At 36.0% G+C, this 26,732-nt stretch carries 23 protein-coding genes and 1 pseudogene; 18 read left to right on the forward strand and 6 right to left on the reverse strand.

Annotated elements, in window-relative coordinates; genetic code table 11:
- Window positions 1–160 precede the first annotated feature (160 nt).
- Together FOL89_RS16585 and FOL89_RS16590 are read right to left on the reverse strand one after the other, a co-directional pair.
- Window positions 161–889 carry a hypothetical protein gene (locus tag FOL89_RS16585; protein ID WP_144283874.1) on the reverse strand — a complete coding sequence of 243 codons (729 nt, stop codon included), beginning with the start codon at window positions 887–889 and terminating at the stop codon, window positions 161–163.
- A gap of 15 nt (window positions 890–904) precedes the next feature.
- Window positions 905–2,146 carry a tyrosine-type recombinase/integrase gene (locus FOL89_RS16590; RefSeq protein WP_144283875.1) on the reverse strand — a complete coding sequence of 414 codons (1,242 nt, stop codon included), beginning with the start codon at window positions 2,144–2,146 and terminating at the stop codon, window positions 905–907.
- A 176-nt stretch (window positions 2,147–2,322) separates the two neighbouring features.
- Here FOL89_RS16590 and FOL89_RS16595 point away from each other — a divergent pair, with 176 nt between their 5' ends.
- The 10 genes and pseudogenes from FOL89_RS16595 to FOL89_RS16640 all read left to right on the forward strand — a co-directional run bounded on the left by FOL89_RS16595 (window position 2,323) and on the right by FOL89_RS16640 (window position 14,976).
- Window positions 2,323–2,763: a hypothetical protein gene (locus FOL89_RS16595; RefSeq protein ID WP_144283876.1), complete on the forward strand. Its 441-nt coding sequence runs from the start codon at window positions 2,323–2,325 to the stop codon at window positions 2,761–2,763.
- Window positions 2,764–2,889: 126 nt separating this feature from the next.
- Window positions 2,890–7,317 (forward strand): annotated as a pseudogene (locus FOL89_RS16600) (CusA/CzcA family heavy metal efflux RND transporter).
- Between the two features lie 3 nt (window positions 7,318–7,320).
- Window positions 7,321–8,457: an efflux RND transporter periplasmic adaptor subunit gene (locus FOL89_RS16605; protein WP_144283877.1), complete on the forward strand. Its 1,137-nt coding sequence runs from the start codon at window positions 7,321–7,323 to the stop codon at window positions 8,455–8,457.
- Between the two features lie 38 nt (window positions 8,458–8,495).
- The gene (locus tag FOL89_RS16610) at window positions 8,496–8,960 is read left to right on the forward strand and encodes a heme-binding domain-containing protein (protein WP_144283878.1); all 465 of its coding nucleotides are present in this window, start codon (window positions 8,496–8,498) and stop codon (window positions 8,958–8,960) included.
- 77 nt (window positions 8,961–9,037) lie between these two features.
- Window positions 9,038–11,536, forward strand: coding sequence for a cation-translocating P-type ATPase (locus tag FOL89_RS16615; RefSeq protein ID WP_144283879.1), 2,499 nt, complete (start codon window positions 9,038–9,040; stop codon window positions 11,534–11,536).
- 60 nt (window positions 11,537–11,596) lie between these two features.
- Window positions 11,597–11,986: a hypothetical protein gene (locus tag FOL89_RS16620; RefSeq protein ID WP_144283880.1), complete on the forward strand. Its 390-nt coding sequence runs from the start codon at window positions 11,597–11,599 to the stop codon at window positions 11,984–11,986.
- Window positions 11,987–12,063: 77 nt separating this feature from the next.
- Window positions 12,064–12,510 carry a thioredoxin family protein gene (locus tag FOL89_RS16625; RefSeq protein WP_144283881.1) on the forward strand — a complete coding sequence of 149 codons (447 nt, stop codon included), beginning with the start codon at window positions 12,064–12,066 and terminating at the stop codon, window positions 12,508–12,510.
- Between the two features lie 5 nt (window positions 12,511–12,515).
- Window positions 12,516–13,442: an FAD:protein FMN transferase gene (locus FOL89_RS16630; RefSeq protein WP_144283882.1), complete on the forward strand. Its 927-nt coding sequence runs from the start codon at window positions 12,516–12,518 to the stop codon at window positions 13,440–13,442.
- A 99-nt stretch (window positions 13,443–13,541) separates the two neighbouring features.
- Window positions 13,542–13,769, forward strand: a complete 228-nt coding sequence (locus FOL89_RS16635) for a DUF4266 domain-containing protein (protein WP_144283883.1) — start codon at window positions 13,542–13,544, stop codon at window positions 13,767–13,769.
- Window positions 13,770–13,797: 28 nt separating this feature from the next.
- Entirely contained in the window at window positions 13,798–14,976 is a 1,179-nt protein-coding gene (locus FOL89_RS16640; RefSeq protein WP_144283884.1) for a DUF3570 domain-containing protein, read from the forward strand.
- 96 nt (window positions 14,977–15,072) lie between these two features.
- Here the strand turns inward: FOL89_RS16640 and FOL89_RS16645 are convergent, their stop codons facing one another.
- Window positions 15,073–15,579 carry a hypothetical protein gene (locus FOL89_RS16645; protein WP_144283885.1) on the reverse strand — a complete coding sequence of 169 codons (507 nt, stop codon included), beginning with the start codon at window positions 15,577–15,579 and terminating at the stop codon, window positions 15,073–15,075.
- 352 nt (window positions 15,580–15,931) lie between these two features.
- Between FOL89_RS16645 and FOL89_RS16650 the strand changes: the two genes are divergently transcribed.
- The 5 genes from FOL89_RS16650 to pyk are packed head-to-tail and all read left to right on the forward strand — an operon-like array spanning window position 15,932 to window position 20,112.
- Window positions 15,932–16,171, forward strand: a complete 240-nt coding sequence (locus tag FOL89_RS16650; RefSeq protein ID WP_002976354.1) for an acyl carrier protein — start codon at window positions 15,932–15,934, stop codon at window positions 16,169–16,171.
- Window positions 16,172–16,203: 32 nt separating this feature from the next.
- On the forward strand, window positions 16,204–17,448 hold the full coding sequence (gene fabF, locus FOL89_RS16655) for a beta-ketoacyl-ACP synthase II (protein WP_144283886.1): 1,245 nt from the start codon (window positions 16,204–16,206) through the stop codon (window positions 17,446–17,448).
- A 10-nt stretch (window positions 17,449–17,458) separates the two neighbouring features.
- Window positions 17,459–18,223 (forward strand): ribonuclease III, encoded by a 765-nt coding sequence (gene rnc / locus FOL89_RS16660; RefSeq protein ID WP_144283887.1) that lies wholly within the window; start codon window positions 17,459–17,461, stop codon window positions 18,221–18,223.
- Window positions 18,201–18,674 carry an IPExxxVDY family protein gene (locus tag FOL89_RS16665; protein WP_144283888.1) on the forward strand — a complete coding sequence of 158 codons (474 nt, stop codon included), beginning with the start codon at window positions 18,201–18,203 and terminating at the stop codon, window positions 18,672–18,674. The genes rnc and FOL89_RS16665 overlap by 23 nt, the downstream gene beginning before the upstream one ends.
- Window positions 18,667–20,112 (forward strand): pyruvate kinase, encoded by a 1,446-nt coding sequence (gene pyk, locus FOL89_RS16670; protein WP_144283889.1) that lies wholly within the window; start codon window positions 18,667–18,669, stop codon window positions 20,110–20,112. The genes FOL89_RS16665 and pyk overlap by 8 nt, the downstream gene beginning before the upstream one ends.
- A gap of 58 nt (window positions 20,113–20,170) precedes the next feature.
- Here the strand turns inward: pyk and FOL89_RS16675 are convergent, their stop codons facing one another.
- The 3 genes from FOL89_RS16675 to hutI all read right to left on the reverse strand — a co-directional run bounded on the left by FOL89_RS16675 (window position 20,171) and on the right by hutI (window position 23,802).
- Window positions 20,171–21,463 (reverse strand): aldehyde dehydrogenase family protein, encoded by a 1,293-nt coding sequence (locus FOL89_RS16675; protein ID WP_144283890.1) that lies wholly within the window; start codon window positions 21,461–21,463, stop codon window positions 20,171–20,173.
- Window positions 21,464–21,635: 172 nt separating this feature from the next.
- On the reverse strand, window positions 21,636–22,556 hold the full coding sequence (gene hutG / locus FOL89_RS16680; protein WP_144283891.1) for a formimidoylglutamase: 921 nt from the start codon (window positions 22,554–22,556) through the stop codon (window positions 21,636–21,638).
- Window positions 22,557–22,575: 19 nt separating this feature from the next.
- Window positions 22,576–23,802: an imidazolonepropionase gene (gene hutI / locus FOL89_RS16685; protein WP_144283892.1), complete on the reverse strand. Its 1,227-nt coding sequence runs from the start codon at window positions 23,800–23,802 to the stop codon at window positions 22,576–22,578.
- 205 nt (window positions 23,803–24,007) lie between these two features.
- Between hutI and ruvB the strand changes: the two genes are divergently transcribed.
- From ruvB to coaE, 3 genes are read left to right on the forward strand one after another with little or no spacing between them, the layout of a single operon-like run.
- Window positions 24,008–25,030 (forward strand): Holliday junction branch migration DNA helicase RuvB, encoded by a 1,023-nt coding sequence (gene ruvB, locus FOL89_RS16690; protein ID WP_144283893.1) that lies wholly within the window; start codon window positions 24,008–24,010, stop codon window positions 25,028–25,030.
- A gap of 44 nt (window positions 25,031–25,074) precedes the next feature.
- Window positions 25,075–25,941 (forward strand): MBL fold metallo-hydrolase, encoded by an 867-nt coding sequence (locus tag FOL89_RS16695; protein ID WP_144283894.1) that lies wholly within the window; start codon window positions 25,075–25,077, stop codon window positions 25,939–25,941.
- Between the two features lie 8 nt (window positions 25,942–25,949).
- Entirely contained in the window at window positions 25,950–26,588 is a 639-nt protein-coding gene (coaE, locus tag FOL89_RS16700; protein ID WP_144283895.1) for a dephospho-CoA kinase, read from the forward strand.
- Window positions 26,589–26,732: the final 144 nt, after the last annotated feature.

A 26,732-nucleotide genomic window follows, 5' to 3' on the forward strand; every position in this document is an offset into this window, starting at 1 on the left:
TGTTAATTCTTTAATGTCGCAAATCTATGATTTTATTTTTGTTGTTTATGTTTTTGTCTATTGTTAATGCGGTCTTCTTTGTTTAATCTCATCTTCTCAGTACACTCAATATATCTATAAAGTAAAGCTGACACAATTCTATATTCTAGAAATAATATTATTATATATTAAGCAACTTAGATAATTCCTGGTAGATATTTTCTTCAAAGTCATTTGGTTTGACTGTGATTGCTCTAGAAAATGTTCCCTTATCAAAATTTGTATTATATTCATTTTCCATAGCCTCAATAATTGTGGTGTCTTGGAAATCTGGGTTTATGATGTGATTGTCCTTTAAAAAACGGTGAATTCTTATAAAAGAAGATTTCTGATCTACCAGCAGATTGTGATTTTCATCGATGAATTTTTTATCTTTTAAAAAAGCGAGGAAAATTTTTGAACTGTTATCACCAATCATAATATCAGATAAACTAATTTCTCTATTTATTTTATGTTTTAAGGCGAAATATAGAAAAAGTGTAGTTTCGGCACCGTTTAAAAAATTGCCCTGCAATTTCATCAGGTTACTTGGACTTAACAGGGTGTTTGATTCTTTTTTATATTGATCCAAACAGTATTGGATCTTTTCTTCAAAATTGTGATTTCTTGATGCATCAATATCTCTGAAATGAAAGCTGAAGAAATTGTCTAACTTTTCATATCTAATCAAAAATTCATTTCTCAACTTTTCATCGAGAACGATTTTAGAGGATTTTTGTTGCGCTTTTTCAATTCTACTTCGCAAACGTTCGTGAATTTTTGGCCTTCTAATCCAGTAATAAATCATCATTGGATAGCCTACAAATTCTTCCCAAAAATTCCAACGTCCGTAAAGTGTTTTTTGATCCATAGTGTAAAGTGGTGATTATTTAAAAACTTCATTCATATAGTTGATCTTATCATCTTCACTTGGTCTGTAATAAGCATTAAAGACTTCTAAGCTAGTATGACCAGTGTAACTCATAATTACTTTATCCGGAACTCGTTTGTTCTTCATTATAGTGATGAAACTTCTTCTTGCAGTATGTGAGGAAATCCTTGTCCAAAACTCAGCTTTTTGGTCTACCAACTCATCACCATACTTCATAGTTTTCTTTATTTCATCCGTAAATTCAAGCTTTTTAAAAACCTCCTTAATATACTCATTCATCTTCTGGTTTGTAATACTAGGCAGGTTATAATCATACTTTTCGAGTATTGATTTAGAAATACTGTTTAAAGGAATTGCTAAGTTTTTAGATTTACTTTTTAAGTCGATAACTCGTATGAAATTACCATCAACATCACTTCTTGAGATCGTGCTGTAATTTCCAAACCTCATTCCTGTAGTACATCCAAAAACAAAGAGGTCACGTACCCTTTCCAATCTTTTATTATAACTGAAGTCATAATTATATATGAGTTCAACTTGCTCATAATTTAAAGCTATTTCGTCAGTTGTGAATTTCGCAGGTTTTTTGAACGTAATAAAACTGTTATTGTATGTATATTTTTTATTGAGAGCCCAAAGAAGAAAAGTTTTGAGCAGACCGACATTTCTGTGTAATGTATTTGCAGAATGCTTTTTTTCTTCAATACAATACTTTAGAAACTTATTATAAAGTTTATCATCAAATTTTCCCAGAGTGATCTTAACTTTACAATTGCTTTCAAAATCTTCGAGTAGATTCTTATTGCATTTGTAACGCTTTAAAGTAGAATTTGAAATTGAATTACCAGTATAGTCATTTTCCTTCTCCTCTAAAAACTCCTGATAAATTCTAAAGAAATCACTTTTAAAGGTAATTTTTTTAAACTTTTCATCGAATCTTTGTTTAAGAATATCGACGGTAAGTTCTTCATTAATGTTCTTATATCGATTAACAATCTCTGTAAAGAAACTACTGTATCGATCTAACTGCATCTTGACGCTTCGATGAATTTCTGCCTTCTTGGTTCTTCCGTTTAGGTCATTTGGTTGTCTGCCTTCAAAATCCCATTCGCTTGGTTTTATTTTCTCACCAGTAGAATAGATAAAATTCTTATTTTCGTTGTTGAAAAATGAACGGAAATAAATCAGTGTTTCCTTTGTACCATTGGGTTGCTTAAGCTTGAAAGTATAATTCATTAGGTGCCAGTTTAGGTGCTACTTCTTCTATATTTAGACATAAAAACTAAGTATATTAGTTTATACAAATATAATTAAAATACTGATAAATAGATACATTACATATTTTGAGTTATGTTAAAATATAATAGGTTCGAAAACCTCCAACTCCACAATATACAAACCATCCGGTCAGGATGGTTTTTCGTTTATTTAAAACCATTCTTAACGAAACATTTTATAATTTTGCAGAAGTGAAAAAACTGATCTCGATACTATTGCTTAGTTTATACTTGGTTTCTACAACCGAGTTGTATCAGTTTTTGAAGATTCCGGTTCTTATTGAACATTATCTGGAACATAAGGAACAAAATCCTAAACTCACGATTGAATCGTTTTTTAAAATCCATTACGACAATCCCGTAAAAGATTCAGATTACACCAAAGACCAGCAGTTACCATTTGTTTCGCACGCAGCGCATCTCGTGGTGGTATGCACCCCTGTAACACCTTTTATTTTTCAGTTGTCTGACAAAGAATCCAACCCAATTATTAAATCCAAACAGACTTTTTACAAAAGCATCTTTTACAATAAAGATATTCTCAATTCCATCTGGCAACCGCCGAAATCTTGTTGATTTTATTCTGAATTACGCTCAAACATCACTTTGAGTAATTTCTGCTATTAAATTAATGCATAGAAAAGTTATTAATTTATATCAGACCATTACCTTATTTATTCATAATAAGCTCAACAAATCATTATGCTTACAAAAATCATTGAGTTTTCTGTAAAGAACAAACTCATCATTGCGCTGTTGATTTTGGGATTGATAGGCGTGGGTTCCTATCAGGTTACCAAACTTCCGATAGATGCAGTTCCCGACATTACCAACAATCAGGTTCAGGTCATTACCATTGCCCCTTCATTTGGAGCAACAGACATCGAAAGATTGGTGACATTTCCTATAGAACAGGCGAACAATAATATTTCAGGATTAAAGGAAATCCGCAGTTTTTCACGGTTTGGATTATCGCTCGTCACCATCGTTTTCGAGGATGACGTCGATGTATACTGGGCAAGACAGCAGGTTTCGGAACGGCTGCAGCAGGTTCAGACCCAGATTCCGCAGGGAATCGGAACTCCCGAATTAGGTCCTATCTCTACAGGTTTAGGCGAAATTTTCCAGTACGTGATCCGTCCCGAAAAAGGCTACGAAAAAAAATACGACATCACAGAACTTCGTACCATTCAGGACTGGATCGTGAGAAGACAGCTTCTCGGTGTAAAAGGCGTTGCCGAAGTCAGCAGTTTCGGAGGAAAACTGAAACAGTACGAAATTGCCGTAAATCCCGACAGGTTAAATGCCTACGGAATCACCATCAACGATGTTTTCGATGCTTTAAACACCAATAATCAGAACACAGGAGGAGCATATATTGAAAAAGGTCCCACCGTTTTATACATCCGAAGCGAAGGTCTGATCGGAAATATTGAAGACATTAAAAATATTGCGATCACTTCCAAAACCAATGAAATTCCATTGTTTATAAGAGATGTTGCAGAGGTGAAAACCAGCTTTGCCACAAGATACGGCGCCATGACATTCAACGATCAGGGAGAAGTTTCCGGAGCGGTAGTGATGATGCTGAAAGGCGAAAACAGCAATCAGGTCATTAAAAATGTAAAAGAAAAAATTGCACAGATTCAGAAAACACTTCCAAAAGGAGTAGTGATAGAACCATTTCTGGATCGTACCAAAATGGTAAACAACGCCATCGGAACTGTTGAGAAAAACCTTACAGAAGGCGCATTGATCGTTGTTTTTGTACTGGTTTTATTCCTCGGAAATGTACGCGCAGGATTGCTTGTGGCTTCCGTAATTCCTCTCGCAATGCTTTTTGCCATTTGTATGATGAATCTTTTCGGAGTCAGCGGAAACCTGATGAGTCTCGGTGCATTAGATTTTGGTTTGATTATCGACGGTGCGGTCATCATTGTAGAATCAGTCCTGCATCAGTTCAGCCATAATTCAAAATTCAAAAAAATATTTTCCGTTGGTAAAGAAGAAATGGACACCATTGTTATTGATTCTGCCGGAAAAATGATGAACAGTGCTGTTTTTGGTCAGATCATTATTCTTATTGTTTATCTTCCCATTCTTACCCTACAGGGAATTGAAGGAAAAATGTTCAAACCGATGGCAGAAACTGTCGCTTTTGCATTATTAGGCGCATTTTTACTGTCACTAACATATATTCCGATGATGAGTTCTTTGCTGTTGAGAAAAAGAAACTCAAAACCGACCTTATCAGACCGGATGATGAAAAAAGTAGAGAAATTTTATCTTAAAACATTGCTTAAAATCTTAAGAGTTCCGAAAGTGGTTTTCTCCGTCGTGGCAGTACTTTTCGTATTAGCAATTTTCATTCTCAGCAGAATGGGAGGCGAATTTATTCCTTCCCTTGAAGAAGGAGATTTTGCCGTAGAAACCAGAGTTTTGCCGGGAAGTAATCTTACCACAACCATCGAAAGTACCCAAAAAGCCGCTCACATTCTGAAATCGAGATTTCCGGAAGTGCAAAAAGTCGTGACAAAAATCGGAAGCGGAGAAGTTCCTACAGATCCGATGCCGATGGATGCCGCCGATTTAATGGTTATTCTAAAAGATAAAAAAGAATGGACTTCCGCTTCCACATTCCCGGAATTGGCGGATAAAATGACCAAAGAATTACAGGACGTTCCCGGCATTACCGTAAGTTTTCAATTTCCGGTACAGATGCGTTTCAATGAACTGATGACGGGAGCAAGACAGGATGTCGTGGTGAAAATTTTCGGAGATGATCTGGACGTTCTTTCTCAGAATGCCCAGAAACTGGGGAAAATAATAGAAACCGTAGACGGAACCCAGAATCTATACATTGAGCCGATTGCAGGAATGCCACAGGTAACCATAGAATACAACCGTCCTCTCATTGCACAGTATCATTTATCTATTTCCGATATCAACCGGATTGTGAATGCTGCATTCGCAGGGCAGAGTACAGGTCTCGTTTTCGAAGGCGAAAAACGTTTTGATATGGTCGTTCGTCTCGATTCCAAAGTCCGTAAAAATGTGGATGATATTAAAAATCTGCTAGTTCCGACCCCTTTCGGAAACCAAATTCCGCTTTCCCAGCTTGCAAAAGTTGAGGTGAAAAATGGTCCGAATCAGATTCAGAGAGAAAATGCACAGCGCAGAATTGTGGTTGGATTCAATATCAAAGGAAGAGATGTTCAGAGCATCGTGGAAGAACTTCAGACTAAAGTCAACAAAGAGATAAAGCTTCCGACAGGTTATTATATGACTTACGGCGGTTCTTTTGAAAACCTGAACAATGCAAAACAGCGTCTGATGATTGCCGTTCCGGTCGCCTTGGTGCTTATTTTTGTGATGTTGTTTTTAGCATTCGGCTCAGTAAAAGAAAGCCTGTTGATTTACACGGCAATTCCACTGTCAATCATTGGTGGTGTATTTCTTCTGGCTTTGAGAGGAATGCCTTTCAGCATCAGTGCAGGAGTTGGATTCATTGCGCTTTTCGGAGTTGCTGTTCTCAACGGAATTGTTTTGATCTCAGAATTCAACAGATTACACAAAAGCGGAATCCGGAATATTGTGAGAATAGTTATCGACGGAGGAGAATCGAGGCTTCGTCCAGTTTTAATGACGGCTTTTGTGGCATCTTTAGGATTTATTCCGATGGCGCTCAGCAACGGAGCCGGCGCAGAAGTTCAGCGTCCGTTGGCAACCGTTGTGATCGGAGGTTTGCTGGTTGCAACCTTCCTTACGCTTTTTGTACTGCCGCTTCTTTATGTAACCATTGAAAAAAGATTTAAAATGAAATCGCCATCATTTGGAAAACGCAAACGCTTATGAAGAAAACGCGATTACATATGACCTTTAAAAAACAATAAATATCTACATATGAAAAATAATCACAAAAATATAAAGGCTGTATTGATTTTATTATTCAGCTTTGCAGGATTCGGGCTGAAAGCGCAAGCACCGGTCAATCTTCAGACTGCGATCAATACCGCACTGGAAAACAACAGAAATCTTAAAAACGAAAAGCTGAAATCGGAATATTCTAAAGCTTTGATAAAATCTGCTAATGACATTCAGCAGACTGGTGTGACGTTCGATTACGGACAGGTCAACAGTGCCTACAACGATATGAAGTTTGGCGTTTCGCAAAACATTGCTTTTCCGACAGTGTATAAAAAGCAGAAAAATGTGTACACCGAAGAATGGAAAAAATCTTTGCTGAATGTTTCCTTGAAAGAATATGAACTTAAAAAAGCAGTCAGCCTTACCTTTTACAACATTCTGTACTGGAAGAAAAAAGAAAAATTGCTGAATGAAATCCTGAAACTCTACACCGACTTTTTAGACAAAGCGAACCTCCGGTTGAAAGCAGGAGAGAGCAATATTCTGGAAAAAACAACCGCTTCCAGCCAGAAATCGGCAATAGAAATTCAGTTAAAACAATTGCAACAGGAATTAGCCGTTTTAAAAATTCAGTTTCAGTGGCTTTTGAATACGGAAACCGATTTCATTCCCGAAGATTCAAAATCTTTTGCCAATTCTTTAAACGAAAAACTGGCGGATCATCCTTTGCTCAAAATCTGGGAACAGCAGAAAAATATTTCCACAGAACAGATCGCACTGGAAAAAGCAAAAATGCTTCCCGGTCTGCAATTGGCGTACAACCTGAACAGTTTTAAAGGGTTAGGTCCGGATGATAAACTCTACAATGCAACGCCTCAGTTTCATTCGGTTCAGGTCGGCGTTTCGCTTCCGATATTTTCCGGAGGTCAGAAAGCAAGAATTGAAGCCGCAAAAGTTGCGCAGTCTGTTGCTGAAAGTGAACTGAAAAATGCGGAATTCAATCTTCAGAATCAGCTTAAAAAAGCCAGAGAAATCTATCAGTCCAATCTGAAAATTATTTCAAAATATGAAAGTTCCGACCTGAAAAATGCAGATGTCATTACCGAAACTGCGAAAAGACAATTCATCGGTGGCGAAATCAATTATCTGGAATTTGTAATCCTTGTCAATCAGGCAGTACAGCTTAAAAATAATTACACCGATGCAGTCTGGCAACTTAATCAGAGTGCCATTGAACTGGAATATCTTACTTTAAATCCGTAAAAAATGAAATCAATTTCAATATATACCTTATTAATCAGCTTTTTTGTCTTCATTCAGTGTAAAAAAGAAGAAGCTCCGAAGCAGGAAAAAAATCTCCCGAAAGATGAAAGTATAGTCACTTTAACCGATGCTCAGTTGAGAAATGCACCGATAGAAACAACCACACTTTCATTACAAAATATCGCTTCAACCCTGAAATTAAACGGGATGATTGATGTTCCGCCGCAAAATTTGGTTTCCGTCAGTACTCCGCTTGGAGGTTATCTTAAATCCAGCAATCTGCTTCCGGGAATGCCGGTTTCCAGAGGTCAGGTGATTGCGGTGATTGAAAACCCGCAGTTCATACAGCTTCAGCAGGATTATCTGATGGCAAGATCCAAAGCACATTTTGCGGAACTGGATTATAACCGTCAGAAAACCCTGAACCAAAGTCAGGCAAGCAGCGATAAAGCAATGCAAATCGCTCAATCTGAAATGAACGGACAGAGAATTCTGATGAATTCATTGGCGCAACAGCTCAGACTTATTAATATCAATCCTGAGTCTTTAAAATCGGGAAGCATCACGAAAAGTGTTCCGGTGTACAGCTCAATCAACGGATTTGTAAGCAAAGTCAATGTGAACATCGGGAAATATGTAAATCCTTCGGATGTGCTTTTTGAGCTTATCAATCCAGATGATATTCACCTGAATCTTAAAGTGTATGAAAAGGATCTGGAAAACCTGAAAAAAGGACAGCGTTTCGCAGCATATACGAATGCAGATCCAAGCAAAAAATATTACGGCGAAATTCTTCTCATCAGCAAAGCTATCAGTCAGGGCGGTCTGGCGGAAGTTCACTGTCATTTCGATCAGTACGATCACAGTCTCGTTCCGGGAATGTACATGAATGCCGAAATTGAAACTAGCACCTCTTTTTCTAATGCTGTTCCGGAGCAAAGCATCGTGAACTTTGAAGGAAAAGACTTTGTCTTTGTTGAGGTGAAAAAACAGACATACCAATTAACATCTGTTACTTTGGGAGAAACGGAAAACGGGTTTATCCAGATTCTTAATTTTGATGATTTCAAGAATAAAAAGATTGTTACTAAAAATTCTTATACGCTTCTGATGAAGCTGAAGAATACCGAAGACGAATAAAAGAAAAAATAAACATTCTAAGCAATGAAATTCAAGCAATGAAAAAATCCTCTATAATAAAAACAGGAGCATACTTTGTCATAGTATTACTGATTGTTATTCAGTTTTTTGATACGGATAAAAATATATCCGCTACTCCTTCGGAAAATGCAATTGAAAAACATTATCAGGTATCATCTCATGTACAGGGCTTATTAAAAACAAGCTGTTACGATTGTCATTCTAATAATACAGCTTATCCTTGGTATAATAATATCCAGCCCGTAAAGTGGTGGTTGGCTGATCATGTCAATTCAGGAAAAAGGCATTTGAATTTTGATGAATTCAATACCTATTCTAAAGAAAAGAAATTGAAAAAATTGGACGAGATTACCGAAACGGTAAGAAGTGGGGAAATGCCACTTACTTCCTACACAATTATTCATCGTGATGCAAAATTATCTTCCGCAGATCAATCAGAAATAGAAAAGTGGGTAGGAGAAGTTAAAAAACAGATTGATTAATAGAATATTAAAAAATCATAAATATTCTTGAATTATGACAAAAACATTTGGTAATTTTAATACTACATCTATTTCAAATGAATAACAATATACCTGAAGACCTTAAAGGACTTACAGAAGCTGAGGTTGAAGCTTCCCGAAAAAAATACGGATATAACAGGCTGGAAGCTATTAAAAAGGAAACATGGGTAGGTATGCTCATTGATATTCTGAAAGAGCCAATGCTTATTTTACTGATATGTGTGTCCTTTATCTATGTGATTATAGGTGACTATGGAGAAGCTGCATTTATGTTTGTCGCAATAGTAGGTGTTACCGCCATTTCTTTTTATCAGGATAACCGCAGTAAAAAAGCACTTGAAGAGCTTGAAAAATTGAACGAGCCTTTAAGTACGGTAATAAGAAATGCAAAGATGGTGAAAATTCCCACTTTTGAAATTGTTGTCGGTGATCTCTGTATTACTGAGGAAGGAAGTTTAATTAATGCTGACGGGAAGATTGTCCACAGTAATGATTTTTCCGTCAATCAATCTTCTTTGACAGGGGAAAGCTTTTCTGTTTTCAAAGACAGTAAATCGGAAGATAATAAAGTTTATAGTGGAACCATTACTGTTTCAGGATTGGCTGTTTTTGAGGTAGAACAAATAGGAAAAGAAACCAAAGTAGGAAAAATTGGACAATCTATTCTGGGAATAAAAGAAGAAATATCTCCTTTACAGCTTCAAATCCGGAGTTTTGTGAAAGGAATGGCGATTATCGGGCTGGTTATCTTTTTAGCGGTGTGCATTTTCAGCTATATCAAAACACAGGATTTTGTTACCAGTTTATTAAGCGGACTTACCTTAGCAATGTCTGTGCTTCCTGAAGAAATTCCAGTAGCGTTTACGACTTTTATGGCTTTGGGAGCATGGAAGCTGATGCGAGAAGGAATTATTATCAAACGGAGCAGTATTGTGGAAACTTTGGGAAGTGTCACTGTGATTTGTACAGACAAAACAGGAACGATTACCGAAAATTCTATGCAGCTGAAGCATTTGTATGACTATAAATCCGATGCTATTTATGAGCAAGAAGATTTTAAAACAAAAGAGTTGAATGAACTCATTGATTATGCGATGTGGAGCAGCGAGCCGGTTCCGTTTGATCCGATGGAAATCACTTTACATAAGATTTATGAGCAGTCCCACGATTCGGATAAAAGGAAAGATTATCAGTTATTTCATGAATATCCATTAGAAGGAAAACCTCCGATGATGACCCATCTTTTTGAAAATGAACAAAAAGACAGAATTATTGCAGCTAAAGGAGCTCCTGAAGCAATCCTTAATGTTTCTCAGCTTTCAGATGAGGAAAAGAAAAAAATACGGGAAATTATAAAAGAATTTGGCGAGCAGGGATATCGTGTTTTAGGTGTTGCTAAATCTCATTTTGAAGGAAATGATTTCCCTGAAAAGCAGCAGGATTTTAGTTTTGAATTTTTAGGATTGACTGTATTTTATGATCCTCCTAAAAAAGGGATAAAAAATGTATTTCAGCATATTTATGATGCTGGAATTAAAGTAAAAGTAATTACGGGAGATAATGCAGATACAACCAATGCGATTGCATTACAGGCAGGAATCAAAAATAATAGTCCGGCAATTAGCGGAAGCGAGGTGGCTTCAAGTTCAGAAGATAATTTAATAAAGCTTTCTGAAAAAACAACTCTGTTTACAAGAATGTTTCCTGAAGCAAAACTTGAAGTGGTGAATGCTCTGAAAGCACAAGGTAATGTAGTAGCAATGCTCGGCGATGGTGTGAACGACGGCCCCGCATTGAAAGCGGCTCACATAGGAGTGGCAATGGGAAATAAAGGAACTGAAATTGCCAAATCGGCAGCAGCTTTGGTCATTACAAATGACGATCTCGAAAAACTGGTCGTAGGAATTGCTGCCGGACGGAGAATTTATGCCAATATCAAAAAAGCCGTTCAGTATATTATTTCCATTCATATTCCGATTATACTTACGGTTTCTTTACCCTTGTTCTTAGGATGGGTATTTCCACACATCTTTACGCCGGTTCATGTTATTTTTCTTGAATTGGTGATGGGACCTACCTGCTCTATTGTTTATGAAAACGAACCTATTGAAAAAAATGCAATGAAGAAACCCCCGAGAGCGCTTACAGATACTTTCTTAAACTGGAAAGAGCTTATAGTGAGTATTGTTCAGGGATTGGTTATTACGGCAGGGATATTATGGGTATATCAGTATTCTGTTGATCTTGTTAATGATGAACTTAAAACAAGAGCTTTGGTATTCAGCACATTGATATTTGCAAATATATTATTAAGTCTGGTAAACCGGTCTTTCTATTACAGCATATTTGAAAGCTTTAAAAATCGTAATTTCTTACTAGTAGGGATTTCGGCTTTAGTTCTAATGTTATTATTTGTTATTCTTTATGTGAAACCTGTATCTGGATTCTTTAGTGTAACTTCTCTTACTATAAACGAATTGGGGATAGCATTACTTGTTGCTGCTGTTTCAGTACTGTGGTTTGAGGTTTATAAACTGATTAAAAGGCTTTCTTAAGAAATTATTAAACTTGAAAAAAATAATCATACATAATCAATTATTTTATAATTTTGGTCTGTGAAAAAGTTGATTTCCATATTGTTGCTGTCTCTTTATTTGGTTTCTACAACCGAATTATATCAGCTGTTAAAGATTCCGACTTTGATAGAACATTATTGTGAACATAAAAAACTGAATCCGGAAATGTCTCTTACCGCATTTCTGAAAACCCACTATGAAAATCCTGTGAAAGATGATGACTATGGCAAAGATCAGAAATTACCTTTTGTCATTCATACTACGCCTCTGGCACTGATTTTCATTATAGGAGATACTTTTCGTTTTGAACTTAAAAATGATCATTTTAAACAGGTAAAATCCCGGAAAATACCGTCAAAAAATGACAGATTCTGTTATAAAGGTTTTCTGAGAACAGCCTGGGAACCTCCAAAATACTTGTTTTCATAATTCATTTATATTATTGGTTTTAAATATGAAACCATTTCATTTATTCTAAATACAAACTCATTATCAATTTTTAAATAATGAAAACAATATTTTCAGCCATACTAATGGTTGCATTCGCTGTTGGCATTCATGCTCAGAGCCGTCTAGAGAATGCAAAGAAACAAGCCTTAGAGAAAAAAGAACTTATTTTGCTCAATTTTTCAGGTTCAGACTGGTGCATTCCGTGTATCAAACTTCATAAAAATATTATCGAAACCGAAGAATTTAAAAAGCTGGAATCTGATCATGTGATTGTTTACCTTAATGCCGATTTCCCAAGAAATAAAAAAAATCAGCCTTCTGCTGATCTTAAAAAAGAAAACGCTTCTATCGCCGATCAGTACAATCCGAAAGGAATTTTCCCCTATACAATTTTAATGGATCAAAATGGAAAGATTCTGAAAAGCTGGGAAGGTCTGCCATCTGAAAGCATTACTGCTTTCATCAAGGAAATCAGAGATATCAAAGACAATCAAAAACTTTAAAAACGATGTTAAAAGAATTCAAAAGACCTCAGAAATTGATGGGGAATGCTTTTGAAATTACCGTGGTAAGTGATGATGAAAAGACTGCGAACGCTCACATTGATGCTGCCATCAGTGAAATTCGCAGAATAGAAAAGCTGTTAACTACTTTCAATGAGGAAAGCCAGACCAATCTCATCAACAGAAATGCCGGAATACAACCCATAAAAGTTGATTGGGAAATTTTTGATCTGATTGAAAGAAGCTTGAGAATCAGCAGAATTACAGACGGATATTTCGATATTTCCTATGGTGGAATTGATAAAAGTTTCTGGAATTTCGATAAAGAAATGAAACATCTTCCTGATCCTGAATTGATTAAAGAACATTTGAAACTGGTAAATTATCAGAATATTATTCTCAGCCGTGAAAATCAAACGGTTTTTCTAAAGGAGAAAGGGATGCGGATTGGTTTTGGAGGAATCGGAAAAGGTTACGCTGCAGAAATGGCGAAACAGCTGCTTCAGAACCGTGGCGCTCACTCAGGAATTGTCAATGCTTCGGGTGATTTGACGACTTGGGGGAATCAGGCCAACGGAAAATCCTGGACAGTAGGAATTGCCGATCCGGATAACTCACGACAGCCATTTTCCTACATGAATATCACGGATATGGCGATCGCAACCTCCGGGAATTATGAAAAATTTGTCGTCATCAATGGTAAAAAATATTCTCATACCATCAATCCAAAAACAGGAATGCCCGTTTCGGGTGTCAAAAGTGTGACGGTTTTTTGTCCCAACGCTGAAATTGCAGATGCTATGGCAACTCCCGTGAGCATTATGGGAATTGATGCAGCAATCAATATGGTGAATCAGATCAATCATCTGGAATGCATCATTATTGATGATCAGGACAAAATTTATTCATCTCAAAACATTAATCTACAATGAAAGCTTTGTCATTCTGAACGGAATAATGGAATGAAGAATCTCCATATAAATTTCAGGATTTGATAATCTAAAGAAGCTTTTCTAAACAACAAATTCAAAATGAAAAAATTCATAAAAATAACGGGGTTAGTTTGTATATCACTAGCGATTGCATCTATGCAATCATGCACAACCGTAAAAGAATACGAAAAAAACAAGCTCAACGATGCCGAGATGGTGTTGAGAAACAGAACCATTGAAAAAACCGAATTAAGCTTTCAGTCGTACCGGGAAGGTTCTTCAGGAGCAAATGCCGGAAAAGTGGGAGGTGGTTGCGGATGTAATTAGAAAAAGGGAACTGTAAAAATTTAAGAAAATGAAAAAATTAATAATAAGTATTGTTACCCTTTTCGGAATTTTTAATGCAAAAGCACAGGAAAATCCAGGCAATGAACAGCCGAAGAAACTTACTTTGGATGAAGCAAATTTAGTATCCAGTTACTATAGACAAGACGGCAATAACTCAGCCGTTACAGGCGGAATCGGAACCGAAAAACTGACAGATATTTCAAATGCCATTGATGTAACCATGGTAAAATATGATAAAAAAGACAGAAAAAATAAATTCGGATTGAGCGTAGGAATCGATCATTATACATCGGCATCTTCTGATATGATTGATCTGAAAGCCAATTCGTCTGCTTCTCATGCTGATACTAGAATTTATCCCGCACTGAGCTGGAGCCGTGAAAATGAAAGCAAAGGAACTACCCTACTAGCAGGAATTTCAACTTCCAGCGAATATGATTATCAATCCTACAGCGCCAATATTGGCTTTGCAAAAAAGACACCTGACAAAATGGGTGAATTTACAGCAAAATTTCAGGCTTTTTTAGACCAGGTGAAAATGGTTGCCCCTATTGAACTTCGAAATGATCCTTTTATACAAAGTTCCGGAACACAGGGTAGAAATACATTTGCGTTATCATTGGCTTACTCTCAAATCATTAACCAGAATTTCCAGATTGAAATTTTAGGTGACGCTGTTCAGCAGACAGGATATTTAAGCTTACCATTCCACCGGGTTTATTTTAATGATAATTCTGTTCATCAGGAAACTTTACCTGATAAAAGGTTTAAAATTCCTTTGGGAGTAAGAGCCAATTATTTCTTTGGAGATAAAGTGATTTTAAGAGCATATTATCGTTATTATACCGACGATTGGGGCTTAAAATCAAACACGTTGAGCCTGGAAACTCCCGTGAAGATTTCTCCGTTCGTGTCGGTAAGTCCGTTCTACAGATATTATTCCCAGACTGCCGCCAAATATTTCGCGCCTTATCAGCAGCACACGGCAATTGATGATTTTTATACCAGTAATTATGACCTGTCGAAATTTGACAGCCATTTTTACGGAGCCGGCATCAGAATCAATCCAAAAAACGGGTTATTTGGTATACAGCGGCTTAATATGATTGAAATCCGGTACGGTCATTATACAAAATCTGTGGGAATGAAGTCCGATATTATTTCGTTGAATTTAAGGTTTAAATAAAAGAACTTTTGCATGACCTGGCAAAAATTTGTCGGGTCATTCATTTTCAACATCATTTATTTAGAAGTTTTTTTAAGTTGAAAACCAGTACAAGAATTAAAAATCGGTTTTCAAGCCAATCAATTTTAAAGCAGATTTACTGAGATAAATTTCCTCAAGAGAAATAAGTGATTCAATGTCTGGAAAGTTCAGAAAAATTTGTTCGTTTTTATTAAAAGATATTTCTATTGACAGGTTGTAGGATGCTGTTAGTCTTGCTACAGAAAACCCATTATAGGCAAACTCAAAACCCTCAAACAATATCTTTGCTTCAGCTCTTTGAAAAATTCTGTTGTCATCTGAAATTTTATTTCCCAAAGTCTCATCAGTGCTAATCTCCCGATTATGTGGTAAAGATTTCCAAATTTGGTAGTTTTTAGGCTCTTTAAGAATACTTCCTTTCTCGTCTACAGGAACAAACATTTCCAGACAAAGAGGCATTCTGAGAAATTTCGCATAATTATTCATCAGGTTGAGTGTATGAAGGTCTGCATATCCTTCATTAGAATAATATTCAATCACAAAATCCGTCATTGGAATTAATCTCTGATCAAAAATCGGCATATCAAATTTTCTTATGAAATCAGTTAGCAAATATATCGTTTTAAAAGACTGCTGAAGACGATACAATCTAGTTTAAAATAAATCAAAATAAGTACTAACAAATAATATCAAAATCTGAATTTATTACCTGCCTTAATAAAAACATAAACTGATGAACAGCTAAAAAAGCACTCTGAGTTTAAAAAAAAGTTTGAATTCAAACAATATCACCCATAAATAATTGATAACTAAAAGACTACCTTTATTAAGATTAAATAATGCGTGTTCTTTCCACAAAAAAGAGGAAAAAAATGTTTTATCGTAAAGAATTTTATATATTTGCACCATCTAACAATTAAAAAAATAATTTACTATGTCAGACATTGCATCAAGAGTAAAAGCTATCATCGCTGATAAGCTTGACGTTGAAGAAACAGAAGTAACTCCTGAGGCTAGCTTCACTAATGATTTGGGAGCAGACTCACTAGATACAGTTGAACTAATCATGGAATTCGAAAAAGAATTTAACATTCAGATTCCTGATGATCAAGCTGAAAAAATTACTACTGTAGGGCACGCTATCGCGTATATAGAGGAAGTAGTAAATAAATAATATTCTTCAACAAAGGAAAATTTTAAAAGTTTATGGAATTAAAAAGAGTAGTTGTAACTGGTTTTGGCGCAGTAACACCCATCGGTAATAATGCGAATGAATACTGGGAAAGCCTTTTAAAAGGCAAGAGCGGAGCCGCTCCTATTACTCTTTTTGATGCCAAAAACTTCAAGACTAAGTTCGCATGTGAGGTAAAAAATTTCAATCCATTAGATCATTTCGACAAGAAAGAAGCTAAAAAGATGGATAGAAATACTCAACTAGGACTGGTCGCTGCAAGAGAAGCAGTAAGCCATTCTAAAATTATTGAAGACAATGTTGATAAAAACAGAGTCGGCGTAATTTGGGGATCCGGAATTGGTGGACTTGAAACTTTTGAAACAGAAGTTTTAGGATGGGCAAATACGGAAATTCCGAGATTTAACCCTTTCTTTATCCCTAAAATGATTGCGGACATTACACCGGGGCATATTTCTATTGAATACGGCTTCCATGGTCCCAATTATACTACGGTTTCTGCCTGTGCCTCGTCAGCAAATGCATTAATTGATTCCAAAATGCTGATTCAGCTCGGCAAAGCAGATGTTATCGTTTGCGGAGGATCTGAAGCTGCAGTTACAGCAAGCGGAGTCGGAGGTTTTAATGCGATGATGGCACTTTCTACAAGAAATGATGATCCTACAACAGCATCACGCCCTTTTGACAAAGACAGAGATGGCTTTGTACTGGGTGAAGGAGCCGGCTCTATCATTCTTGAGGAATACGAACACGCTGTAAAGCGTGGAGCAACAATCTATGCGGAATTATTAGGCGGCGGTATGAGTGCAGATGCACATCACATGACAGCACCTCATCCTGAAGGTTTAGGAGCTTATCTGGTAATGAAGAATTGTTTGGAAGATGCAGGACTAACTGCTGATGAAGTAGATCATATCAATATGCATGGTACATCTACTCCACTAGGAGACATTGCAGAGTCTAACGCAATTTCAAGACTATTGGGTGAGCACGCTTATGACATTCAGATCAATTCTACAAAATCAATGACCGGTCACTTATTAGGTGCTGCCGGAGTTATTGAGGCAATTGCTGCTTTGGGAACAATTATTCATGGTATCGTTCCTCCCACAATCAACCATTTTACTGATGATGAGAACATCGACAGCAGACTGAATTTCACATTCAATAAAGCTGCAAAAAAAGATGTAAAAGTTGCCATGAGTAATACATTTGGATTTGGTGGACACAATGCCTGTGTTCTGTTTAAAAAAATCTAATTATTACTGAATGGAGTTACAGAAATATTTTTCTAAATTCCTCCTCAAACAAAGAAAAAGAAAACTTACTGAAAGAGATTACTTTCTGAGTACAGAACTAAGCAAAATCTTAGGCACACAAATTCAGAATATCAGCTTTTACAGAGAAGCTTTTTCAACTAAAAACTCTTCTAAAAATCAGGAAAGCAATTACGAAAGACTGGAGTTTTTAGGAGATTCTGTGTTGGGTACGATTATTTCCTGCCATTTGTTTCAAACCTATCCTAAAGCGAATGAGGGATATATGACTCAAATGAAATCTAAAATTGTAAACAGAAAAAATCTCAACAAACTTGGGGAAGATTTAAAACTTACCGATCTTTTACAAAAAAACAACAATGCGGCTGCTTTAGGAGAAAACATTTCAGGGAATCTCTTTGAAGCACTAATTGGTGCGGTTTATCTGGATCTTCAATACGAAATCTGCAAAAAAATCGTTTTAGAAAAGCTGCTTACCCCAACGGAAATCAATAAGCTTGAAAATAAAATTGTAAGCTACAAAGGTCTTTTACTGGAATGGAGTCAGAAAAAGAAAATTAATATAAAATATGAAACCTGCGAAGAAATTCAGGTAAACAAATCTGTTGTTTTCCGCTGCCATGTGTGGCTTGGAGAGGAAAAGATTGCGAATGCCACAGAAACTTCAAAGAAAAAAGCCGAAGAAAAAGCAGCACAAAGAGCATTTTATATTTTAAATAAAAAAGAAAATATACTTGGAAATCCAAAAACTTTATGATTTTGACGAAACAGAATTTGAAGATATTACCATAGGCTTGGTAAGATTAGCAAAACATATTCCCGATCATGAGTTTTTTTTCAAGATTAATCATATCAATGATTTAAAATTTTCAAGAATAAACGATCTTGTTTATACCGGTTTATATTATGATTTTTCGTTTCCACGTTACGAAGCATATCATCAATATACCAAAACCTGTTTTACCTTTATCTCCAATAAATCCTCGGAAAGTAAGCAAAAAAAAATTCAGACCGAGCTTTTCTCAGAAGAAGAGAACATTAAATTTTTATTAAATAATCATCCAGAAGTAGAATATATTCTGCATAGTTCGGAACAATTTCCTGATTTTTCCGTAATTTTGCTGGCTGAAAATCTTGTATTTCCGATACAAGATTATAAATTGGGTTCGGAAGAGGAACTCTATCAAATAATACAATATTATGAATAAGTATTTAAAGAAGACAAAAATTATTGCAACACTTGGTCCTGCTTCGTCATCGAAGGAGGTGATGTTGGGACTTATGAGAGCGGGTGTTGATATTTTCAGAATAAATTTTTCACACGCAGATTACGACTTAGTAAGTTCAAATATTCAAATCATTAGAGAACTCAATAAGGAGTATGGCTATTCGGTAGGTATTCTAGGAGACTTACAGGGTCCTAAATTAAGAGTTGGTGTTGTAAAGGAAGGCTCTTATCTTAATCCCGGAGATATCCTTACTTTTACCAACGAAAAAATTGAAGGTGACTCTACGAAGGTTTATATGACCTATCAACAGTTTCCACAAGATGTAAATGTCGGAGAGAGAATTTTGATTGATGACGGAAAGCTTGTACTTGAAGTTTTGGAGACTAATAAAATAGATACTGTAAAGGCAAAAACTATTCAGGGAGGACCCCTGAGTTCCAAAAAAGGAGTAAACCTTCCAAATACCAATGTATCTCTTCCTGCACTCACTGAAAAAGATATTCAGGATGCGAATTTTATGCTTGATCAGGAAGTTGACTGGGTTGCCCTTTCTTTTGTACGTCACGCTCAGGATATTATTGATCTTAAAGAATTGATTTCTAAACACCCGAAAGGTCACTTCAAAACTCCTATTATTGCTAAAATAGAAAAGCCTGAAGGCGTAAAAAATATTGAAGAAATTTTGCTTGAATGTGATGGGCTAATGGTTGCTCGTGGAGATTTGGGTGTTGAAGTTCCGATGGAAGAGGTTCCTGCTATTCAGAAAAATCTTGTAGAAAGAGCAAGATTTTATTCTAAGCCTGTGATTATTGCCACTCAAATGATGGAAACCATGATCAACAGCTTAACGCCAACGAGAGCTGAAGTAAATGATGTTGCCAATTCCGTTTTAGACGGAGCAGATGCAGTAATGCTTTCAGGAGAAACTTCTGTGGGAAGATATCCTGTTCAGGTGGTTGAAAACATGGCAAAAATTGTAAAAAATATTGAAACCACCCATTTTTACCAGCATAAAAATGAGCCTATCGAAAAGGACTTTAATTGTATTGATGATAGATTTATCACCAACAGAGTTTGTCTTGCGGCAGTAAGAATTGCGAAAACAACTAATGTTTCTGCTATTGTTACGCTTACAAGCTCAGGATATACAGCTTTCCAGCTTTCTGCACATCGCCCAAATTCCCATATCATTGTTTTTAGCGGAAACAAAAGAGTAATCACGATGCTTAATCTTCTTTGGGGAGTTCGTGCTTATTATTATGATATGAATAAACCTACTGATGAAACTATCATTCAGGTAAATATGCTTACACATAATCATGGATATATTGAATCGGGAGATTTTGTTATCAACATCAATGCAACACCATCTTACGAAGGCGGTAAAACAAATACATTGAGATTAACAACGATTTGATACCATCAGCTTAAAATAAAGAAATACCTCGCAAAATTTGCGAGGTATTTTTTTGTAATTATTTTGCTAAAATAGTTTTTGCTGTTACAAATTCTTTCAGCGCAAGTAGAGACAACTCAGTTCCATAACCAGAACTTTTTGTACCTCCAAAAGGAAAACGAGGATCGGAACTCGTCATTCTGTTGACATTTACCGTTCCTGATTCTAAGCCGTGAATAAAAAATTGCTGGCGTTCTTTATTAGTCGTCCAAACTGAATTTGCCAGTCCGAAAGGGATACCGTTTGCAATTCTTAAAGCATCATCATCATTTTCAGCAATCATCACCATTCCCAAAGGACCGAATAACTCTTCCTCCAGAACAGGATTTCCTTCTTCCACTCTTACTAATCCGGGTTTAAATTCACTATCCGAAATTCTTTCCAGCGGAATAATTACTTCTGCACCATGAGCTAATGCTTGCTCGTACTGCTTTTCAAGATCGTCTGCCAAATCAGGCTTTGCCATACCCCCTAATTTCGTTTCTTTTAATTTAGGATTAGCAGGAATGTATTTTTTATATTCTTCAATGAATTTTGGAAGAAAATCATTTTCAACGTCTTTCTGAATGATAAATCTTTTTGCGGCAACGCAGGTTTGTCCGCAATTTTGAAGTCTTGCTAAAGCTCCAACTTTTGCTGCTTCATTCAGATCAGCATCATCCAAAACAATAAAAGCATCGCTTCCTCCCAATTCCAAAAGTGATTTTTTAATATTTTTCCCTGCAATTGATGCTACTTCAGCTCCTGCTTTTTCACTTCCTGTGAGACTTACGCCTTTTATAGCAGAATGTTCCAAAATTTCTTTTACTTCATCATGCCCAACTTCCAGATTCTGAAAAACACCTTCCGGGAAACCCGCTTCAATAAAAACATTTTCAATAGCATTTCCGCTTCCGAAACAAATGGATGCATGTTTTAAAACCACTGTATTACCTGCCAAAATAGCAGGTGTAGAAAATCTTAAAACCTGCCAGAAAGGAAAATTCCATGGCATTACACCAAGTATTACACCTTTTGGAACGTAATGTATTTCCGAAATACTATACTCGGATTCTATTTTTTCAGGAATCAAAATATTTTCAGCTTCAGCATAATAATTCATCATTAAAGCGCACTTCTCAACCTCAGCGATAGCCTGAGAAATAGGCTTATTCATTTCATTTGTAATGATCTCACCAAAAAATTCAGATTTATTCTTAAAAATTTCTGCAGCTTTTGCAATGAGTTTTTGCTTATTTTCAAACGGAACTTTTTTCCATTCGTGAAAAGTTTTATCCGCTGTTAATAGCTTATTTTCTATTAAATTTTCCATGTTAGATTTTCATTTTAAAAGACCAATTGAGTATTTTGCTTTTTTGTAAAGCATTATTAAAGGAACAAATGCTGTTCCTTATCAATGGTTCAGCTAATGATTAATTCTATTAAATTTATATTTTTTATGAGTTAAATAATGATTTAAAAAAAATTATACTTCAAGAATTACATTAAATCATAAACCACTCATTTGCTAAACTTGCAGCAAGTCTTGCAGTACGATCCTGAATATCAAAATCGGGATTGACTTCTGCAATATCAAGAGCTGCCAGTTTTTCATTTCTTAGAATATGTTTGTAAACATGAATAAAAGCTGCATCTGCAAAAATTCCGTTGTAGGCAGAAGCAGAAACTCCCGGTGCGATTGAAGCATTAAAAACATCCATGCAAATAGTCATATAAAGAACATCAACCGATTCTGCCAATTCATTTACTCTTTCATATACCGAAGGAAGATTTTCAAAAAACAATTCATCCGCCAGAATATATTTCATTCCGAGTTGATGAGCCGTATCAAAGAGTTTCAATGTATTTGAATTTCGCTGAATTCCGATATGTAAAGAGTTGATTTCACCTTCCTGTGCAATTTGCCAAAAACCCGTTCCTGAACTTGCCCCTACTCCACTTTCCGGCTGTCTGTTATCGAAATGGGCATCAAAATTTATAATACCAATTTTCAGTTCCGGAAAAGCCGTCCTAATGCCAAGATAATGACCGAAGGTAACTTCATGTCCGCCACCCAGAACTAATGATTTCCCTCCTTTTAGCAGAACTTTCGAAACATTTTTAGCCAATAAGTTTTGAGTACTTTCAAGATTTCTATCTTCACAAGTGATATTTCCAAAATCCAGAAGAGAAAAATCCGGAAATATTACCGGAAAATTAGCCATATTTTTTCTGATTATATCCGGTGCGCTTTTCGCTCCCTGTCGTCCTTTATTTCTGCGAACCCCTTCATCCACAGCAAAACCGTGCAGAACAAAATCATTCTTCGAAACCAAGTCATAATTACTTTCCTTATTTACTCTCTGAAATAACCTGTGATAAAGGAGCTCTTCTCCGTCTAATCTTCCTTGCCAAATAGTATTCATTATTTTGGTAATTTAAATTTTATTTGACTTTAGATCCATCAATATAAACATTTTCCGCTTTCAAACTTCCCTGATTGTAAAGAACATTCTGGAAATTATTGGTTTTAAAACTAACGAAATCAGCTTTATACCCATCTACCAACTTTCCTCTATCTTCCAGACCAAGAGCATAAGCCGAACGGAAAGTAATTCCTGCCAGAACTTCTGCAGTGGTAAGTTTCTCAAATGTTGCTAAAATTGAAGCCTGCGTAATCAGATTTCCCATTGGTGCAGAACCTGGATTCCAGTCACTTGCGATAGCTACAATGGCTCCGGCATCTAATAGTTTCCTTGCAGGGGTAAATTTTTCACCCAATCCTAAACTGGCTCCGGGTAAAGCAGTCGCTACGGTATCTGAATTTGCCAAAAAATTAATATCGTTATCAATCGTTGCTTCCAGATGATCAGCAGATTTTGCTCCTACTTCTACTGCAATTCTCGAACTTCCGGGTGTGAACTGATCTGCATGTACGGTAATTTCAAACCCTAAATTTTTAGCTTTAAGCAAAAAATCTTTGCTTTCTTCAGGCTGGAATGCTGATTTTTCAATGAAAATATCAACACGTTTTGCTAAATTCTCTTCTTTAACTTTCGGAAGAATTTCATCTACGATATATCCTAAATATTCTTCGTTACTTCCATCAAAATCTCTTGGCTTCAAATGAGCAGAAAGACAGGTAGGAACTAAGGTTGCTTTTGTCTGAATCTGTGCTTTTTTGATCATCCGAAGCATTTTCAATTCGTTTTCTACATCCAGTCCGTAACCGCTTTTTACTTCGATGGTTGTAATTCCAAGAGAAACTAAAAAATCTATCCTTTGCAATAGAGTTTCTAATAACTCTTCTTCCGAAGCTGCTCTTGTATGCTGAACAGAACTCCAGATTCCGCCTCCGCTTTCAGCAATTTCGAGATATGTTTTTCCTGCATTCCGCATAGCAAAATCATTTGCGCGGTTTCCGCCAAAACAGATATGAGTATGAGAATCTACAAAAGCCGGAAGCACAATCTGCTCTCCTTCAATGATTTCTATTTCTGCATTTTGATTGTCAGATTTTAATAATTCAAAATTTCCAACCTGCTGAATTTTATGATTGTCAATTAAAATTCCACCATCAGCAATAATTTCAAGTTGCTCATCAGAAAGTTTTCCTCTTAACGGAAGATTGGCAAGCGTTACAACCTGCCTGAAAGGACCAATTAGTTTCATTTAATAAAAGTTGAGGTTAAGGTTGAGGTTAAAAACCACCACTCTGTAATTTTGATTCTCAAAAATACTTAAAATATATCAATCTGATCTATTATAAACTGTCTGACTTGCATTCTTTGTTTTAATTTCGCTCCAAAATTAATCTTAGCCTCAGCCTCAATCTTAGACTAAAATTCCTATCTTTACAGTAAATGAAATTGAATAAATGCCAGATTTTTTACATCCAGATAAAGACAATTATTCCAGCGAAGAGCTGATGCAGGAGCAGCAAATTCGTCCCCAAAGTTTTAAAGATTTTGCTGGTCAAAGAAAAACACTGGAAAATCTTGAAGTGTTTGTCACTGCAGCCAAAAAGCGGGGTGGTGCACTGGATCATGTTCTTTTGCATGGTCCGCCCGGTTTGGGTAAAACTACTTTAGCCAATATTATTGCCAACGAACTGGGTGTAAACTGCAAAATTACATCAGGTCCGGTTTTGGATAAGCCGGGAAGCTTAGCTGGTTTACTGACCAATCTTGAAGAAAATGATGTGCTTTTCATTGACGAGATTCACAGACTTTCTCCTATTGTAGAAGAGTATCTTTATTCGGCGATGGAAGATTACAAGATAGACATCATGCTGGAAACTGGTCCTAATGCGAGAAGCGTTCAGATTAGCCTAAATCCTTTTACATTAGTTGGTGCAACAACAAGAAGCGGAATGCTGACAAAACCAATGTTGGCAAGGTTCGGAATTCAAAGCAGACTTGAGTATTACACGATTGAGCTTTTATCAATGATTATTATCAGAAGTGCCGGTGTTTTGGGAGTAAAAATTTATGAAGATGCTGCTATTGAAATTGCAAGACGCAGCCGTGGAACTCCCAGAATTGCCAACGCTCTTTTGAGAAGAGTCCGGGATTTTGCAGAAATTAAAGGAAATGGAGAAATTGAAATTGAAATTACTAAATATGCTTTAAATTCCTTGAATGTAGACGAATTTGGTTTAGATGAAATGGATAATAAAATCATGCGTGTTATGATTGAGAACTTCAAAGGAAAACCCGTTGGAATTTCAGCTTTGGCAACTTCCATTGCAGAAAATCCTGAAACTTTAGAAGAAGTTTATGAACCTTTTTTGATCCAGGAAGGTTTTATCATCAGAACTCCGAGAGGAAGAGAAGTGACGGATAAAGCTTATAAACATCTAAATATTTCAAGACCGAAAAATCCGGGAGAACTTTTTTAGCTCCACACAGAAATAAAGAATCAACAAAAACAAAAAATATATCAATGAAGTTATATCCAATACAATGCGGAAAATTTAAGCTCGACGGCGGAGCCATGTTCGGAGTCGTCCCAAAGAGTTTGTGGGAAAAAACGAATCCTGCAGACGAAAGAAATCTAATTGAACTAGGAACGCGTTCTCTACTTATAGAAGATGGGAAAAAATTAATTCTAATTGACTGCGGTCTCGGGAACAAACAAGACGATAAATTCTTCGGACACTATTCGCTCTGGGGAGATGATACTTTAGATAAAAACCTTCAGAAATACGGTTTTGTAAAAGAAGATATTACTGATGTATTTCTTACCCATCTTCATTTTGACCATTGTGGTGGTGCCATTGAATGGAATGATGATAAATCGGGCTATAGACCGGCTTTCAAAAACGCACAATTCTGGACCAATGAAAACCATTGGAAATGGGCAACAGAACCCAATGCAAGAGAAAAAGCAAGCTTTCTGAAGGAAAACATTATTCCAATTCAGGAAAGCGGTCAGCTGAACTTCCTGCCTCTTCCTAAAAACGGGAATTACGGTTTTGTACCAGACTTAAAAATGGATGTTATTTTTGTTGATGGTCATACTGAGAAACAAATGCTTCCTGTTATCAAATATCAGGAAAAAACAATTGTTTTTGCTGCAGACCTCATTCCAACAGCAGGACATATTCCTCAGGTTTATGTAATGGGATATGACACTAGACCTTTATTAACCATAGAAGAAAAAGCTAAGTTTCTAAAGCAATGCGTGGAGAATGACTATCTTCTATTCTTTGAACATGATGCTCATCACGAACTTGCAAGTCTAAAGATGACCGAAAAGGGAGTGCGTCTTGATGAAACTTTTAGTTTTAATGATGTTTTTGGATATTAATTTTACTTATGGAAAATTTATTGCATTCGGAATCAAAAAAGACAGAGCCTCATCCTTCATCAAACTCTAAAATAATTGGCCTTACCGGAGGTATTGGTTCGGGTAAAACTACTGTAGCAAAATTTATAGAAAACTGTGGATTTCCGGTTTATTATTCGGATGACAGAGCCAAAGAAATTGTAAACGACAATGCAGACTTAAAGGTAAAAATCAAAGAACTCTTAGGCGAAGAGTCTTATGATGAATATGATCTTTACAACAGAAAATTTGTTGCTAAGAGGGTGTTTGAGAGTGAGGATTTATTAGATAAGCTAAATCAGATTATTCATCCGGCGGTTCGTATTGATTTTGAGAATTGGGTAAAAAAACAAACTAAATATTTGATATTCAAAGAAACTGCTTTATTGTTTGAATTAAAACTTCATTTGGAATGTTACCAATCTGTTTTAGTAACAGCAGAAGATAACATCAGAATAAAAAGGGTGATGGATCGTGACCAAAAAACATACCGGGAAGTACAGTCTATTATGGAAAATCAAATGTCGGAAAAAGAAAAAATAAAATTAGCAGATTATGTTATTTATAACAATACGAATCTGGATGATCTTAAAGAACAAACCGAGAAAGTCATTTTTGAAATAGAATAAAACATACCTATTGTTTATAAAAGAAAAGTCACTGAAAGTTTTCAGTGACTTTTTTATAACAAATACATCTCTTAAAAAAAATAAGCTCTCATATCTGAGAGCTTATTCTATATTTCAATTCAAATGAAGAATAATATATTTTAT

Source organism: Chryseobacterium echinoideorum, from assembly GCF_007474535.1.
Taxonomy (GTDB): Bacteria; Bacteroidota; Bacteroidia; order Flavobacteriales; family Weeksellaceae; genus Chryseobacterium; species Chryseobacterium echinoideorum.

Bases quoted from the DNA above. Each gene is read 5' to 3' on its own strand.
- FOL89_RS16585 (WP_144283874.1), bottom strand. From the start codon at position 889: ATGGATCAAAAAACACTTTACGGACGTTGGAATTTTTGGGAAGAATTT.
- FOL89_RS16590 (WP_144283875.1), bottom strand. From the start codon at position 2,146: ATGAATTATACTTTCAAGCTTAAGCAACCCAATGGTACAAAGGAAACA.
- FOL89_RS16595 (WP_144283876.1), top strand. From the start codon at position 2,323: ATGGTTTTTCGTTTATTTAAAACCATTCTTAACGAAACATTTTATAAT.
- FOL89_RS16605 (WP_144283877.1), top strand. From the start codon at position 7,321: ATGAAATCAATTTCAATATATACCTTATTAATCAGCTTTTTTGTCTTC.
- FOL89_RS16610 (WP_144283878.1), top strand. From the start codon at position 8,496: ATGAAAAAATCCTCTATAATAAAAACAGGAGCATACTTTGTCATAGTA.
- FOL89_RS16615 (WP_144283879.1), top strand. From the start codon at position 9,038: ATGAATAACAATATACCTGAAGACCTTAAAGGACTTACAGAAGCTGAG.
- FOL89_RS16625 (WP_144283881.1), top strand. From the start codon at position 12,064: ATGAAAACAATATTTTCAGCCATACTAATGGTTGCATTCGCTGTTGGC.
- FOL89_RS16630 (WP_144283882.1), top strand. From the start codon at position 12,516: ATGTTAAAAGAATTCAAAAGACCTCAGAAATTGATGGGGAATGCTTTT.
- FOL89_RS16635 (WP_144283883.1), top strand. From the start codon at position 13,542: ATGAAAAAATTCATAAAAATAACGGGGTTAGTTTGTATATCACTAGCG.
- FOL89_RS16640 (WP_144283884.1), top strand. From the start codon at position 13,798: ATGAAAAAATTAATAATAAGTATTGTTACCCTTTTCGGAATTTTTAAT.
- FOL89_RS16645 (WP_144283885.1), bottom strand. From the start codon at position 15,579: ATGCCGATTTTTGATCAGAGATTAATTCCAATGACGGATTTTGTGATT.
- FOL89_RS16650 (WP_002976354.1), top strand. From the start codon at position 15,932: ATGTCAGACATTGCATCAAGAGTAAAAGCTATCATCGCTGATAAGCTT.
- fabF (WP_144283886.1), top strand. From the start codon at position 16,204: ATGGAATTAAAAAGAGTAGTTGTAACTGGTTTTGGCGCAGTAACACCC.
- rnc (WP_144283887.1), top strand. From the start codon at position 17,459: ATGGAGTTACAGAAATATTTTTCTAAATTCCTCCTCAAACAAAGAAAA.
- pyk (WP_144283889.1), top strand. From the start codon at position 18,667: ATGAATAAGTATTTAAAGAAGACAAAAATTATTGCAACACTTGGTCCT.
- FOL89_RS16675 (WP_144283890.1), bottom strand. From the start codon at position 21,463: ATGGAAAATTTAATAGAAAATAAGCTATTAACAGCGGATAAAACTTTT.
- hutG (WP_144283891.1), bottom strand. From the start codon at position 22,556: ATGAATACTATTTGGCAAGGAAGATTAGACGGAGAAGAGCTCCTTTAT.
- hutI (WP_144283892.1), bottom strand. From the start codon at position 23,802: ATGAAACTAATTGGTCCTTTCAGGCAGGTTGTAACGCTTGCCAATCTT.
- ruvB (WP_144283893.1), top strand. From the start codon at position 24,008: ATGCCAGATTTTTTACATCCAGATAAAGACAATTATTCCAGCGAAGAG.
- FOL89_RS16695 (WP_144283894.1), top strand. From the start codon at position 25,075: ATGAAGTTATATCCAATACAATGCGGAAAATTTAAGCTCGACGGCGGA.
- coaE (WP_144283895.1), top strand. From the start codon at position 25,950: ATGGAAAATTTATTGCATTCGGAATCAAAAAAGACAGAGCCTCATCCT.